Origin of the sequence: Halochromatium salexigens (assembly GCF_016653295.1) — a bacterium.
In the GTDB taxonomy this organism is placed as follows: Bacteria; Pseudomonadota; Gammaproteobacteria; order Chromatiales; family Chromatiaceae; genus Lamprobacter; species Lamprobacter salexigens.
This window is the reverse complement of sequence record NZ_NHSF01000066.1, coordinates 24,353-39,327: the sequence shown is the minus strand read 5'-3', so window position 1 is coordinate 39,327 and position 14,975 is coordinate 24,353. Positions and strand designations below refer to the sequence as shown.

Below are 14,975 nucleotides of genomic sequence, written 5' to 3'. Positions count from 1 at the left end.
TTCGGTTCCTCATCACAGGTACGCCCTCAATCATGGCCGCAGCTGCTGCTCATAGAGCTGTGGCGAGACAGCTTCTGCGTGGTTTAGCCAGTCGCCGCGCGCATGCTGCGGAGCGGCGCTAGTTTGAGCAGTTGCTGGGCCTGTGACAGACAATGCTGACGCACCTCGGGATCGAGGGTGCGCACCCAACGCGCGGGTAGGGCGGCGGGACCGTAGAGGGCGCCGGCGATCATGCCGAGGATGGCGCCAGTGGTGTCGGCATCGCCACCGCGGTTGACGACCTCGATGAGCGCCGATTCGAGATCGTCGGTCGCGAACAGCGCCTGGAACACGGTGCGTAGGGTGTCGGCGATGAAGCCACTCGGGTTCTCGATGCGTTTGCGGTCGTAGGCGTAGACCGCGTCTTCGGCGACCAATCCATCCGCCAGGAGCTTGAGGTCTTTGCGCGTGCCGCCGAGCAGGCCAGCCTGCACCATGCGGATCACGCAGAGGGTGCCGGCATCGGAGATGGGGTTGTTGTGGGTGACATGGGCTTGGCGGCGATTGGCCTCGGCGACGTCGTCGACATCGGCGCCGACCGTGGCCAAGGCGACGGGCAGGCAGCGCATGCAGGCGCCGTTGCCGGCATCGAAGGTGCTCTCGGGGGATTCCCACTCGCCGGTTCGGCGGTAATGGGAGATGCCACGGCGCACGGTATTGCCGATGTCGACCGGTTTGCTGCGCATCCAGTCGCTGAAGGCCTCGGCCGCGGCTTGGGCGTCGACCTCGCCCGCGCCGAGGATGCTCTCGCCGAGTGCGAGCGCCATCTCGGTGTCGTCGGTGACGCGTCCCTTGCGCAGGCGCAGCCAGCCGCCGCCTTTGATGTCGCGATGCTCGCGAAACTGGTCGCGGATCTCGCGCGGGGTCATGAACTCGACGGTGGCGCCGAGCGCATCGCCGACGGCGAGGCCCAGATAGGCGCCGATGGCACGACGCTTGATGTGATCGCCGCTGCCGTTCTCGGCCAGCAGGAGGAATTCAGTTCTCAGCCCCGAAACAAGCATGGTAGTCGACGCAGACCTCGCAGGAGGGTGAACGGCAGGTGTAGATGCCCTCGGCCTCGCATAGCTGTTTGTACAGGAAGCGCTTCCACTTCATGTCGTGACGATTCTGTTTGGCAAGCGCCGGAAAGTTGTATTCCATCAGTTGACTTAGCTCCACTCGCTTGCAGAGACCAAGATCTTGCCAAAGATGATCGCTTCCCATGCAACCAGCAGCGATGATCTGGGCCATCCAGCCCTGACTTGGCTGCGGGTCGATGCTTGAGATGCTTGGTTTGGAGCGCTCGCGAATCCTATCGGATCTCTCATTCCATGGTTTAAGCAAAAGCCGAACCAGTTCGTCCCGCTCGTCGGCCCGCTCTGGATCGAGTTGGCGTTGCGGCCGCGGAAGCGCACTCTGTTGCAGTGCCGGAAAGTGATAGGCAATTAGATCCTCGAACGTTTCAGGCGCGAGGCCGAGCCAGTTTGGCATAGCGCCGAGGCCAACGCACTGACTGGCGAGCATCGAGGCCAGACTCTCGTCATTGCGGCGGCCAGCGGCATGGGCTAGGAGCCAGTTCCGCCAGTGTTCCGCCGCCTCGGCCAGAGTCGAACTCAGAGCCGAGCTGGAGCAGTTGTTGGCGGCGGGCACCCGTTTGGTGCTCGCGTCGGAGAAGGGCGTTGGGCAAGCCGGAGCCGACGCGGACATGGGTCAGTACTCGACGCGGACGTCTTCGTCGCGCACGATCATCTGGCAGGCCAGACGCCATTCACTCGGCATATCGTCCACATGCAGCCGGTCGATCTGATCCTGCGTCAGCTTGCCAAGTTCCTTGAGCACCGTCTGCTCTTTATCGGTTAGGAAATAACCCATGCGGTCCTTGTCGTCGATGCTGGTTACGCGGACCAGGCAATGGCCGCATTCGCCGTCCTGGCAGTCAAACTGCACCGGGATCTTGTGCTCTTTGGCGATCTTGAGCAGGGTCTCAGTATGGCTGCCAGCGACCGCATAAACGGTCTTGTCCTTGTAATCGGGGTTAGAAAAGGTCACGAGTGCCATTGATTTGGGCTCCGCGTTGAATGTTGGATGAGCTGATGAGGGATGGTGATCAGGATCACCGTTCTAGGCTGGCTTGACGGCGCAATCGCCGATGATCTGGGCTTGGCAGGCGAGCCGGTCATGGCGGCTGGCCATGTTCTCGCGCAAGACCTTTTCTTCGAGCACCGAGGGCTCTGTGAGATTGTTCCAGCCTTCGACGACATGCATCATGCAGGTGCCGCAATCGCCTTCTCGACAGCCATAGATAATGCCGGCACCGATCTTCTCGGAGACATCAATGACGCGGATGCCGGCGGGAACATTGACGGTTTGATCGATGTCCTGAAAGGTGACTTTTGCCTTGGCCATGTGGTTTTTCCTCTTGGTTTCAGTTGGAATGGAGTCGGGGTGTGGAATTATCAGGGCGCCTCGGGCCATGTGCCGGAGCGATCAGCGTCAGCGGCAGTGGTTCGATCAGCTTGAGCGTATCGCGCACATGTCTCCTCGAGACGAGCCACTTGCTCGAGACGTGTGAAGAAGCCGTCAGCGAATTCGGCCTTGACCGTATCAATGATGGCGACGCCGTCACGACCCCGCACCGCGTAGGCGTTGTAGGTGGTGCCGTTGGCGGTGCGCAGGATCATGTCGAAGCTGCGCAGCCCAGGATCGAGCGCGCCGATCCAGTGCACTCCGGGTGCGATCTCGATCGCATTGCAGTCGTGCTCGGTCATCAACGGCTCAACGGGCTCGGATTTCGGCCTGGGCGGCGGCTCGTCGTTCCGTTGGAATGCCGGTCAGCGAGCCAGGCGGATTCACGGGCTTGCCGCCAGCATCGAGAATGGCGCCCTCAACAGGGCAGATGCTCGCGCATTGCGGCTCGGCGAAGTCGCCGGCGCATTCGCTGCACTGGCTCGGGTCGATGATGAAATGCGGCTTGGCGGCTTGAATGGCTTGGCTTGGGCACAGCGGCTCGCAGGCCCAGCAGTTCACGCAGCCGTCGGTAATTTGATAAGCCATGATGTTGTCTTCAGGGTTGGTGCTAGCGGGGCGTTCGGCACCGGAGCCATTGCGCGCGCTTTTGGCTAACGGCTAGTGGCTAAGCACGACGCGTGGCCTCCGCGATGGCTTAGGCGCTCAGCGCAGTTTGGGTTTCGAATTCGGCAAGGTGGCCCGCGGCCGCCAGTTCGGCATAGACCGCGGCGACGGCATCCTCAATTGGCTCCATCGCATGCTCGCCGTTCGGCGTAATGCCAGCGGCTTCGAGTACATCCCAGGGCTCGATGCCGATCTTCGAGCAGAGCACGACGGTGCAGCCGTCGAGGGCGCGCAAGGTGCCGGCGAGCGCCGATTCGCCGTCGCCGCAGGTTTCATCGCCGCTGCAATAGGCCGCGACCCGGCGCGTGCCGACAAAACGCACAGCCTGATCATCAACCTCGTAGACCAGGAACTCGTGTGCGTGTCCGAAGTGCTGATTGATGACGCCGCTGCCGCTGCTCGCAACGGCGATGCGTAGCGCTCGACCTGCACGACGAGTCGGTGCCGGGGTAACGGTAGCGGCCGCCGAGCTCTCAGAAACGCCGGGTTGGGCGTTCGAGAGGGCTTTTGGGCGCCGACGTGTCAGCGAGTCGAGGCCGACGAAGACTTCACCGCGCTGCGGTTGCATCGCCTGTTCGCGCTTCTCGTACTGAGCTTGACGTTGGGCCTGACGCTTGGCCTCGATCTCGGCGTGCACCGCGGCGCGGCGCTGCATCGCAGCGGTGTAGTCGATGTCCATCTGCTCGATCTTCTCGATTGAGAACTCGGCTCCCCGATCCTCGCCGAGCATGCCAACCGCGTCAGCGCGGCACTGCCGGCAGTGGCGCATCATCGCCATGTCGCCACTACAGGCGTCCTGCAGGGCTTGCAGCTCGTCGTGAGTCGGGCCGCGCTGGCCCATGAGCCCATAGAAGGTGCCGTGCTCAGGCTCGGCGATCAGCGGCATCACGTTGTGTAGGAAGGCCCCCTTGGCCTTGACCACGCGGCTGACTTCCTTCAGATGCTCGTCGTTGACGCCCGGGATGAGCACCGAGTTGACCTTCACCAGCACGCCGCGCTCGGTGAGCATCTCCAAACCTTTCTGCTGTTGCTCGATCAAGATGCGAGCGGCCTTGACCCCTTTGATGCGGCGATTGTTCCAGAAGATCCAGGGATAGATCTTGGCGCCGATCTCGGGGTCGACGCAGTTGATGGTGATGGTGACATGATCGATGTTGTGCTCACAGATTGCGTCGACTAGCGCTGGCAGCGCCAGGCCGTTGGTCGAGACGCAGAGCTTGATGTCGGGCGCTTTCTCGGACAGGGCGCGGAAGGTGGCGAGGGTACGCTCCGGGTTGGCCAGTGGATCACCAGGGCCAGCGATGCCGAGCACGCTCATCTGCGGAATCGCGGCAGCGACCGCCAGCGTCTTCTGGACAGCCTGCTCGGGCGTCAGCAGTTCGGAGACCACCCCGGGACGTGACTCATTGGAGCAATCGTACTTCCGATTGCAGTAGTGGCACTGGATGTTGCAGGCTGGCGCCACCGCCACATGCATGCGCGCATAGTGATGATGGGCGTCTTCGGAGAAGCAGGGGTGGTCGTTGACCTTGGCGCGAATCGCTGCAGGCAGATGCGCGAGCTTGTCGGTACTGCTACCGCAGCCGCTCGACGCGCAGCCGCCAGTGGACGCGCTCTCCGTCGTTCGCCGCCCTGTCTCCAGAGTGGTTACCGCTTGCACCATGTCTTGATCCCCATAACGGATAACGGCGTCGCATCGGCGACGCGCTAGGTTCTACGGGGGTCAAAGCAATTTGCGTGCCTATTTTTCTTTGGATGCTAAGCGCTTGATTCGTCGTCGATCAGCGCAGGATTGTTGATGCGGCTGTGGGGAGACTGACACAGCGCAACTCGCTGTTGTCGTATCTACGACCTTGGACGATACTCACCATTTTGGTGCACAATCTTGCACCAGAGTGATATTCATTCTCCGGCACCATGGCGATCAGCGAGACCACGCTGAAAGATACGGTGCTGAAAGATACGGTGCTGATGCTGACCTGAAGCCTGGTCTGACTATCTGGAGGGCTCCAAGGATCTGATCGCCGACTTGGACGGACCCGATCAACTGCGGCAATTACACAATACCGAGACCGAGAAGTGCCTCGGTGCCGAGCAGCCAGCCGAGTAGGCACTGATGCCGACCTGGTGCCAAGGATGGCTTCGGCTTGGAGGTCCGGTTGCCGGTTGGGTTCCCATTCCTTCGTTTCCTCGTGCGGTCGATTAAGATTATGTCTAGGTTCGGCGTTGGTGGCAGCGGTCGCAAATGGGTGAGGATGCTCGGTCTGCTGCTATTGTTGATCACGGCGACGAGCAGCACGGCCACTCCTAAAGCTGAACCTGCAACAGTTCTAGCTGCTGCCTTTAACGAGCAGGTTTCGCGGTTGACGGATCGCTCGTTCAAGGTGAAAGAGGCCGCGGCTCAAGCCATCGCCGAAACCGGTGATGCGCGCGCGATCCCGCTGCTGAAAGCGCTGCTCGCGGGTGATCTCTATTATCGAAAGGACGATGATCGCATTGTCTATGTGGCGCCGGCAGGCAGTCGCGGCTGGACCTTGACCGATGCACTGAGCGGCGAGGCCCTCGGCGAGGTCGGGCGCCGTGATGTGCGCAAGATTACCGTCAACAATCGAATGCGCAGCGCATTGCGGACATCGATTGCGGCGCTGACCCTGGCCAGTCCAGATCCAGCGCTGCGCCTGCGGGCCGCGCGCGAGATGATCGGCAGTGATGATCCGTTGGTCATCAACGCTGTTCGCACGCAGCTTGCGGTTGAAGACGACAAGCCGGTGGCGGATGCGCTGGCCTTGGTAGTGGCGATCGCCGATCTCAAACAACCGGAGGCAGAGAGCCGTTTGGCGGCCATCGAGGTGCTGCATGGCAACCTCTATCCGCAGGCTCGGAATGCGCTGAATGCCTTGCTCGAATCAGAGCAGAACTCCAGGGTACTCGCCGCAACGAAAGCGGCGCTGGATGCGATCGATCGCAAGCGCCAGCTGAACAGTAGCATCGAGACCCTGTTCTTTGGCCTGAGCCTCGGCTCGGTGCTGGTGCTGGCGGCGATCGGGCTGGCCATCACCTTCGGCGTCATGGGCGTGATCAACATGGCCCACGGCGAACTGATCATGATCGGCGCCTACACCACCTATCTGGTGCAGCAGGCGATGCCGGGGTTGACCGACTGGTCGCTGCTGGTGGCGGTGCCGGCCGCCTTCCTGGTCTCCGGTGCCTTTGGCGTCGCCATCGAGCGCACGGTGATCCGCTTCCTCTACGGGCGACCTTTGGAAACCCTGCTCGCGACCTTCGGTATCAGCCTGATCCTGCAGCAACTGGTGCGCACGACCATCTCGGCGCAGAATGTGGTAGTGCAGAATCCTAGCTGGATGAGCGGCTCGCTGCAGCTCAATCCAGGCTTGGCGCTGACCTATAACCGGCTCTACATCCTGATCTTCGGGCTCATCGTCTTCGCGCTGCTGCTGTTGGTGCTCAAGCGCACCGCGCTTGGGCTGCAGGTGCGGGCGGTGTCGCAAAACCGTGCCATGGCGCGCGCGATGGGGGTGCGCTCGGCGCGCGTCGATGCGCTCACCTTTGGGCTGGGTGCTGGCATCGCTGGGATCGCGGGCGTGGCGCTGTCGCAGCTCACCAACGTCGGGCCCAACATGGGGCAGGCCTACATCATCGACTCCTTCATGGTCGTGGTCTTCGGCGGTGTCGGTAATCTCTGGGGCACCCTGATCGCGGGCATGACGCTGGGCGTCGCCAATAAGCTGATGGAGCCCTGGGCTGGGGCCGTGCTGGCCAAGATCATGGTGCTGGTATTCATCATCCTGTTTATCCAAAAGCGTCCGCGGGGGCTGTTCCCGCAGCGCGGCCGCGCTGCGGCTGATTAAGCATCGAGAACCTTCAACATGGGCTTGTTGCAACCACTCAAGGGCGATACTGGCGGCCAGATCATGCTGGCGGTGCTGGCGGTGATCGCGATCCTAGTGCCGATCCTAAACCTGTTGGTGCCGGAAGGGAGTCCGCTGCATGTCAGCACCTTCACGGTAACCCTGCTCGGCAAATACTTGACCTATGCGCTGCTGGCTGTGGCGGTCGACCTGGTCTGGGGTTATCTGGGCATCCTGAGTCTTGGCCATGGCGCCTTTTTCGCCCTTGGCGGTTATGCGATGGGCATGTACCTGATGCGCCAGATCGGCGATCGCGGGGTCTACGGCGACCCGGTGCTGCCGGATTTCATGGTCTTCCTCGACTGGCAGCAACTGCCCTGGTTCTGGCAGGGCTTCGATCAGTTCTGGTACGCGGCGCTGATGATCCTGTTGGTGCCCGGGCTGCTCGCGTTCGTGTTCGGCTGGCTGGCGTTTCGCTCGCGCGTCACCGGCGTCTATCTCTCGATCATCACCCAAGCGCTGACCTATGCGCTGATGCTGGCCTTCTTCCGCAACGAGATGGGCTTCGGTGGCAACAACGGCCTGACCGACTTCAAGGAACTGCTCGGCTTTGATCTGCAATCCGACGGCACGCGCATCGGGTTGTTCATCGCCTCGGTGCTGGCGCTCGCGCTCGGCTACTGGGCCTGCCGCTGGATCGTCACCTCCAAGCTGGGACGCGTCGCGGTCGCGGTGCGCGATGCCGAGTCGCGGGTGCGTTTCATTGGTTATCGGGTGGATCGGGTCAAACTGGCAATCTGGACCTTCTCGGCGGCGCTGGCCGGGATGGCGGGCGCGCTTTATGTGCCCCAGGTCGGCATCATCAATCCGGGCGAGTTCTCGCCGCTCAACTCGATCGAACTGGTGTTCTGGGTCGCGATCGGCGGCCGCGCGACCCTCTATGGCGCGGTGATCGGCGCGGTGTTGGTCAATTACGGCAAGACCGTGTTTACCGGTGCCTTCCCGGAGGCCTGGCTGTTCGTGCTTGGCGGGTTGTTCGTGCTGGTGACTGTCTTCCTGCCTACGGGCATCGCGGGACTGCTGAAGACCTTAAAGCGCCGCCGCGCCGAGCCTAAGACGATTCAGGAGGCGAGCGCATGAGCTCTACGAGCGAACCGCATCCAGAGAGCGAGCCGGTTGCGAGCAGCAAACAGACTCCGAGCAGCGAATCCGGCCGCGGCTCGAACCGCGATCTGCTGCGCAGCGATCGTACCTTCGACTTCAGCGGCCCAAAGCAGGTCTGGCAAGGCTTCGGGCAGGACTTCAAGGAGCTGACCCGACGCGACCGACAGTTCGACTTCATGATCCAGGCCAAGGATCTGGAGCTGGATGTCAGCCATGGCCCAATCCTCTATCTCGAAGGGCTAAACATCAGCTTCGACGGCTTCAAGGCGATCGATGAGCTGAATCTCTATGTCAATGCCGGCGAACTGCGCTGTGTCATCGGTCCGAATGGTGCTGGCAAGACCACGATGATGGACATCATCACCGGCAAGACACGACCGGACTCGGGCACTGCCTTCTTCGGCCAGAAGATCGACCTGCTCAAGCTCAGCGAGCCCGAGATCGCCGAGGTTGGCATCGGGCGCAAGTTCCAGAAGCCGACGGTGTTCGAGCAACACAGCGTCTTCGAGAATCTCGAGTTAGCGATGGCCACGGACAAGCGAGTCTTTCCAACGCTGTTCGCGCGGTTGAGTGGCGCTCAGGGTGACCGCATCGATGAGGTGATCGACATCATCGGCTTGCAGGAACATGCGCGGTTCGAGGCCGGCACCCTCTCGCAGGGGCAAAAGCAATGGCTCGAGATCGGCATGCTGCTGATACAGGACCCGCACCTGCTGCTGGTCGACGAACCCGTCGCTGGAATGACCCATCAAGAGATGGAGCGCACGGCGGAACTACTGACCTCGCTGGCTGGCAAGCATACGGTGGTCGTCGTCGAGCACGACATGGACTTCGTGCGCTCGATTGCCAAGCGCGTCACTGTGCTGCACCAGGGCTCGGTGCTCGCCGAAGGCAGCATGGACGAGGTGCAGGACGATCCGCGCGTGGTTGAGGTCTATCTCGGGGAGTAATGTAAGAGAGGCTGACCGCGCTTGAAGCGCGGCACGGACAAGGTGTTTCAGCCCGCGCTCGTGCGTGGCTGAGGCTCAGCCGGCGAGCCAGGAAGCGACTGCACCTGCTTCGACGCCACCAGCATATACATCGCTGGCACCACGAAGAGCGTGAACAGGGTGCCGATACCAAGACCGGTGGTGATGACGAGGCCGATATCGAAGCGGCTCACGGCACCGGGGCCACTGGCAAGCAGCAGTGGGATCATCGCTACGAGCATCGCTACCGTGGTCATCAGAATGGGACGTAGCCTGATCTGGGCGGCCTGCTCGACCGCTTCGCGCTTGTCGAGTCTGTCGCGTTCGCGCACCAGGTTAGCGAATTCGACGATCAGGATGCCGTTCTTGGCGATCAGCCCGATCAGGGTGATCATCCCCACTTGGGTGTAGATATTGACGCTGGCGAGCCCAAGGAACAAAAACACCATGGCCCCGGCGATGGTCAGCGGTACCGACATCAGGATCACGAACGGATCGCGCCAGCTCTCGAACTGCGCCGCCAGCACCAGGTAGATGACCAGGATCGAGAGGAAGAAGGTCGCTTCCAGCGCGCCGCCCTCGCTTTTGAACTGCCGCGACTCACCCTTGTAGTCCCAACGCACATTGCGCGGAAAGAGCTCGGCGGCACTGTCCTCGAGCGAGGTGAGCGCATCGCCGAGGGTCACGCCCGGCGTGGGAACGCCAGAGAGGGTGACCGCGTTCAGCTGCTGGAACTGGGTGCGCTGCGAGGGCTCGACGGACTGGCGAATCTCGACCAGCGTCGAGAGCGGAACCAGCTCGCCGCTGTCGGTGCGGATGTAGTACGACTCGATCTGCTCAATGGCGTTGCGGGCTTCACGATGGACCTGCGGGATCACCTTATAACTGCGCCCCTCGAGGCTGAACCAGTTGACGTAGTCCTCGTTCAGCATCACCGCCAACGAGTGCCCCAACTGCTGCATGTCGATGCCGAGATCGCCGGCCAGATCGCGGTCGATCTCGATGATGGTGCGCGGGCGCTCGAACTTCACATCCTTCTGCAGGAACATGAACTGACCGCTCTGCATCGCTTGCCCGACCAACTCATCGGCGAGGCGATCGAGTTCCTGGTAGCTCGCATCCGAGAGGATGACGAACTCCACCGGCACGCCGCGTCCCGGCGAGGGCAGGCTGGGGCGCGGGAAGATCACGGTCTGGAAGCCCGGCACGCTCGCCAGCGCGCCCTGCAATTCTGGCTGGATCGCCATCTGCGAGCGCTCGCGCTCCGAGGGCTGCGACATCTTGAAGCCGCCGAAGGTCGTGGTCGGACTGCCACCAAATCCGGCGATGATGAAGCTCTCCTGGTATTCCGGGATCGCCTCGAAGCGATCCAGGATCTGGTCGATATAGCGTAGGTTGTAGTCGACGGTGGCGGTCTCCGGCGCGGTCGCCCGGAAGAACAGGATGCTTTGATCCTCGGTGGGTGCCAGCTCCTTCTGTGTCATCGTGTACATGACGTAGACGCTGGCGATGACCGCAACCGCGATGATCACTGTGACACCCGGATAGCGCAGCCAACCGTGCAGGGCCTTGCCATAGACGCGCGCGAGCCATTGGAAGAAACCTTCGACCGCCTGCTCGAAACGACCCGCCTCCTGGCCGGCACGCAGCACTCGCGCCGAGATCATCGGCGAGAGGGTGAGCGCGACCACGCCGGAAATCAACACGGCGCCAGCGAGCGTGAACGCGAACTCCACAAACAGCGAGCCGACCAGCCCGCCCATGAAACCGATTGGCGCATAGACCGCGACCAGCGTCGTGGTCATGGCAATGATCGGTCCGGCCAGCTCGCGCGCCGCATCAATGGCCGCCTCGGTGCCGGTCTTGCCCATTTCGATGTGACGGTGCACGTTCTCGACGACGATGATGGCGTCATCGACGACGATGCCGATCGCGAGCACCATCGCTAGTAGCGTCAGCAGGTTGATCGAGAAGCCGGCGAGCAGCATCAGGAAGCCAGCACCGACCAGCGACAGCGGCACCGCGATCGAGGGGACAATCGCGGCCCGCAGCGAGCCGAGCGAGAGGAAGATCACGAACAGCACGATCAGCACCGCCTCGGCGAGGGTCTTAAAGACTTCGTTAATCGACTCCTCGATGAACTCACTGGCGTCATAGGGGATATGTGCCTCGAGCCCTTCCGGGAACTGCGCCCTGAGATCGGGCAGGGCGTCGTGCACCCGTTGGGCGACATTGAGCGGGTTGGCGCCCGGCGTCTGCTCGATGCCGATGAAGATCGCCGGAATGCCCTTGTAGAGGGTGGCCGAGTCGTAGTTGGCGGCGCCGAGTTCGATCTCGGCGATGTCTTCCAGGCGCACCAAGGTGCCGCCGTTCTCGCGCACCACTAGGCGGCGGAAGCTGTCGACATCGCCGACATCGGTGGTGGTCGAGAGGTCGATCTGGACCATCTCGCCCTTGATCTGGCCAACACCGGCTAGGTAATTATTCGCCCGCAGCACCTGTGCGACCTGCTCGCCGCTGATGCCGAGCGCGGCCATTCGGTCGGGGTCGAGCCAGACCCGCATCGCAAAGGTCTGGTCGCCGAAGATCTCGGCCTTGGCGACGCCTTCGAGCGCCTGGAGTTGTGGCTGCACGACCCGGATCAGGTAGTCGGTGATCTGCGGCAGATCCATTTTCTCGCTGTAGAAGGCGAGGTACATCAGCGCCGTTGAGTCGCCGGTGGTGGAGTCGATGACCGGATTCTGTGCCGCCTCGGGAAGCACATTGCGCTGACTGGCGACCTTGGCTTGGATCTCGGCGACTGCGGCATTCGGATCGTAGTTCAGGCGCATGTTGGCCTCGATGGTCGAGACGCCCTGAGTGCTGGTCGCGTTCAGGTAGTCGATGCCGTCGGCCTCGGCGATGGCCTGCTGCAAGGGTGTGGTGATGAAGCCCTTGACCAGCTCGCTGCTCGCGCCCGGATAGGCGGTGGTGACGGTGACCACCGTGTTCTGGGTCTCCGGGTATTGGCGGATCTCGAGGCCAATGAGCGCGCGCAGTCCAAGGATCAGGATGAGTAAGCTGACTACACTCGCCAAGACCGGTCGTTGGACAAAGATGTCGGTGAAACGCATCGGTTTAGGCCTCGCTGTCGGCGTCAGCGTTCTCGCTCGGCGGCGCTGCTTCCGTCTTTTCCGGCGCGACCTGATCCTCATCCTCGACGACCTTGACGCTCGCTCCATTGCGCAGCTTCACCTGTCCGGCCAGGACGACCCGCTCGCCCGCCTCGAGTCCGCTCAGGATTTCGACGGCTTGCTCACGCACAGCACCGGTCTTGACCTGGCGCCGTTGCACAATGAGCCCTGACGCTTGTCCTGAGTCCTGCTTGGAGTTCTGCCCGGACTCCTGCTGATCATCGCTTGGCTCGATCACGAACACCGAATCGCCATAGGTGTTGAACGTGATGGCTTGGCGCGGCAACGTGAGCACAGCGTCGCGTGCCGCCATCAGGGTCTCGATCTTGGCGAACATTCCCGGCAGCAAGAGGCGATCCGGGTTCGGTACTAAGGCCCGCACCTGGATGTTGCGGGTTTCACGGTTGACGGCCGGGCTGATCGCCTGGATACGACCCTCGAAGACCCGCCCCGGATAGGCATTGACCTTGACCTCGACCCGTTGATCGACCTCGATCTCAGAGAGCTGTCGTTCGGGGAGGGCATAGTCGACATAGACGGGATCAATTGCTTCGAGTTCGACGATCGCCGAGCCGGCATCGAGGAATTGACCGAGGTTGACGCGGCGAATCCCGAGCTGGCCGTCGAAGGGGGCGAGGATGGTCTTCTTGCGGATCAGCGCCTCTTTCTCGCGCACCTGGGCGAGGGACTCGGCGACGCGGGCATTGAGTTCGTCGACATCGCCCTGGGACACCGCGCGATCACGCAGTAGCTTCTGGTTGCGCTCGAGCTGCAGCCGCGCGAGGTTCAGACTAGCCCTCAGTCCAACGAGCGCGGCCTCATCGACCTCGGTATCAAGCTGCACCAGTGCTTGCCCATCCGTGACCTGGTCACCGGATTCGAACAAGATGCGCTTGACCTGACCAGCGACCTCGTTATTGACGACCACGCCCTGCACCGACTGCACATTGCCGACCGCTTGCAAGCGCGGCTGCCAGCGCGTCGTTTGGACCTCGGTGGCGGTAACCGTCGAAGGCGGCTGCGATTGCGAGAGCTGCGCCATCGACTCTTGGATCTGTTGATACTTGAGCAAGGCGAGGCCCCCGCCGAGCAGCGCGAGGATGAGGATGACGAGCAGCGAGCGTAAGATCATCGATCAAGTCCGTTGGCAGCGAAGGAAACCAAGCAGGAGATCAAGGCGACTTGGTGGCTTAGGGGCCACTTCATTCAATCGCTTGGATTCAAACATTTGTTTTGAGTATGAGTCGCAAGTATACAGAAGTGCTGTAGACGATGTTTTAGTGACGATGAGGGCCTTGGAGTTCGCCGATGATGTCGCCAAACCGAACCTTCGTTCTCCTCTCCGGGATCTGCGCGCTGGTGCTCACCATGGGGGTGGCGCGCTTTGCCTACACCCCGATGCTGGCCTATATGCAGGCACAGACCGGCCTGAGTGATGCGCTTGCCGGCTGGCTCGCGGGTTGGAATTATCTCGGTTATCTCACCGGTGTGCTCGTGGTCACGCGGATGAAGGATCTGATGCGCAAGGATCGGCTGTACCGGATCAGCCTGCTGTTGGCGGTCGCCACCACGGCGATGATGCCGCTGACTGAGTTCATGCCGATGATACCCCGCTTGGAGGAGGCCTGGATCTGGGGCCTGAGCCGCTATCTGGCCGGGGTCAGTACCGCCGGCGGGCTGATGCTCGGCTCCGGGCTGATCCTCAACTGGCTGATCCGCCATGGGCATCGCAGCGAGTTGGGTCTGCACTTCAGCGGGCTCGGGCTGGGGATCGTCCTCGGCGGGCTGCTGGTGGAACTGGCCGCGCCCTATACCGACTGGCGCGGCCAGTGGTGGCTGCTCACCGGCGTTGGCTTGCTGCTGTTGATCCCGGCCTGGTACGGGCTGCCGCGGCCCAATCAGGGGGTTCCGCTGAGCGCCCACTCGCGCGAGGCCGCCAGTGAGCCCGGTCCGCTGTGGTTGTGGCTGCTACAAGCGGCCTATCTGTGCGCCGGCTTCGGTTACACGATCAACGCCACCTTCACGGTGCTGATCACCGAGCAGCAGCCGGCGCTGAGCGGGCAGGGGGGGCTGATGTGGCTGCTGGTCGGCCTCGCCGCAGCCCCGGCCCCGGTCCTCTGGGACCGGATCGCGCGCCGCTTGGGGTATTTGCGTTCGCTGCAGACCGCCTATTTGCTGCAGATCATCGGCATCCTGCTGCCGGTCTTCAGCGCCTCCTTGGCAGCGGCGATTGCCAGCTCGCTGCTGTTTGGCCTCACCTTCATCGGCATCGTCTCCTTGGTCTTGACCATGGTCGGGGTGCGTTATCCGGCGCATCCGGCGCAGATCATGGCGCGATTGACGGTCGGCTACGGCATCGCGCAGATCATCGCCCCAGTGGTCGCCGGTGAGCTGGCCGAGCTGCGCGGCACCTTCGATGATTCGCTGATCATGGTCGGCGTGATCATGGTGCTCGGGCTGCTGTGTCTGCTGGCGATGGAGCGCGTTGCGACGAACGCCGAGAAGCGCTGATAACCCGAGGCTTCGAGTTCCATCGGCTCGAGGCGCGTTGGGCGCGGCAACAGCGCGAGGCACGCGCACGCTCGACCTCCATGCTGGCACAGGTCCGCGAACGCGCACGACTTCTGGCACGTAGAACGCGGACTTAC

General features: G+C 62.5%; 13 protein-coding genes. 4 read left to right on the top strand and 9 right to left on the bottom strand.

Features of this window, described 5'->3' with window-relative positions; all coding sequences use genetic code 11:
* Positions 1-83: 83 nt before the first annotated feature.
* The 7 genes from draG to nifB all read right to left on the bottom strand — a co-directional run bounded on the left by draG (position 84) and on the right by nifB (position 4,816).
* On the bottom strand, positions 84-1,043 hold the full coding sequence (gene draG, locus CCR82_RS13845; protein ID WP_201246388.1) for an ADP-ribosyl-[dinitrogen reductase] hydrolase: 960 nt from the start codon (positions 1,041-1,043) through the stop codon (positions 84-86).
* Positions 1,018-1,728: a nitrogen fixation protein NifQ gene (locus CCR82_RS13840; RefSeq protein ID WP_201246387.1), complete on the bottom strand. Its 711-nt coding sequence runs from the start codon at positions 1,726-1,728 to the stop codon at positions 1,018-1,020. The genes draG and CCR82_RS13840 overlap by 26 nt, the downstream gene beginning before the upstream one ends.
* A gap of 3 nt (positions 1,729-1,731) precedes the next feature.
* Positions 1,732-2,079: a 2Fe-2S iron-sulfur cluster-binding protein gene (locus CCR82_RS13835; RefSeq protein ID WP_201246386.1), complete on the bottom strand. Its 348-nt coding sequence runs from the start codon at positions 2,077-2,079 to the stop codon at positions 1,732-1,734.
* Between the two features lie 63 nt (positions 2,080-2,142).
* Positions 2,143-2,427, bottom strand: coding sequence for a 2Fe-2S iron-sulfur cluster-binding protein (locus tag CCR82_RS13830; RefSeq protein ID WP_201246385.1), 285 nt, complete (start codon positions 2,425-2,427; stop codon positions 2,143-2,145).
* Between the two features lie 50 nt (positions 2,428-2,477).
* Entirely contained in the window at positions 2,478-2,789 is a 312-nt protein-coding gene (locus CCR82_RS13825) for a hypothetical protein (RefSeq protein ID WP_242513493.1), read from the bottom strand.
* Between the two features lie 7 nt (positions 2,790-2,796).
* A complete protein-coding gene (locus CCR82_RS13820) occupies positions 2,797-3,075 on the bottom strand; it encodes a 4Fe-4S binding protein (protein ID WP_201246384.1) in 279 nt (92 codons plus the stop codon).
* A gap of 109 nt (positions 3,076-3,184) precedes the next feature.
* Positions 3,185-4,816 carry a nitrogenase cofactor biosynthesis protein NifB gene (nifB, locus tag CCR82_RS13815; RefSeq protein ID WP_201246383.1) on the bottom strand — a complete coding sequence of 544 codons (1,632 nt, stop codon included), beginning with the start codon at positions 4,814-4,816 and terminating at the stop codon, positions 3,185-3,187.
* Between the two features lie 700 nt (positions 4,817-5,516).
* Between nifB and urtB the strand changes: the two genes are divergently transcribed.
* From urtB to urtD, 3 genes are all read left to right on the top strand, one after another.
* A complete protein-coding gene (gene urtB, locus CCR82_RS13810) occupies positions 5,517-7,022 on the top strand; it encodes an urea ABC transporter permease subunit UrtB (RefSeq protein WP_338073174.1) in 1,506 nt (501 codons plus the stop codon).
* An 18-nt stretch (positions 7,023-7,040) separates the two neighbouring features.
* Complete coding sequence (gene urtC, locus CCR82_RS13805) at positions 7,041-8,162, top strand: urea ABC transporter permease subunit UrtC (protein WP_201246382.1); 1,122 nt, start codon at positions 7,041-7,043, stop codon at positions 8,160-8,162.
* A gap of 200 nt (positions 8,163-8,362) precedes the next feature.
* Entirely contained in the window at positions 8,363-9,136 is a 774-nt protein-coding gene (gene urtD, locus CCR82_RS13800; RefSeq protein ID WP_242513498.1) for an urea ABC transporter ATP-binding protein UrtD, read from the top strand.
* 47 nt (positions 9,137-9,183) lie between these two features.
* On the opposite strand, the gene CCR82_RS13795 is transcribed toward urtD, so the two are convergent.
* Together CCR82_RS13795 and CCR82_RS13790 are read right to left on the bottom strand one after the other, a co-directional pair.
* Positions 9,184-12,267, bottom strand: coding sequence for an efflux RND transporter permease subunit (locus CCR82_RS13795; RefSeq protein ID WP_201246380.1), 3,084 nt, complete (start codon positions 12,265-12,267; stop codon positions 9,184-9,186).
* Between the two features lie 4 nt (positions 12,268-12,271).
* Positions 12,272-13,459 carry an efflux RND transporter periplasmic adaptor subunit gene (locus CCR82_RS13790; protein WP_201246379.1) on the bottom strand — a complete coding sequence of 396 codons (1,188 nt, stop codon included), beginning with the start codon at positions 13,457-13,459 and terminating at the stop codon, positions 12,272-12,274.
* A 176-nt stretch (positions 13,460-13,635) separates the two neighbouring features.
* Between CCR82_RS13790 and CCR82_RS13785 the strand changes: the two genes are divergently transcribed.
* Complete coding sequence (locus CCR82_RS13785; protein ID WP_201246378.1) at positions 13,636-14,838, top strand: YbfB/YjiJ family MFS transporter; 1,203 nt, start codon at positions 13,636-13,638, stop codon at positions 14,836-14,838.
* Positions 14,839-14,975 lie beyond the last annotated feature (137 nt).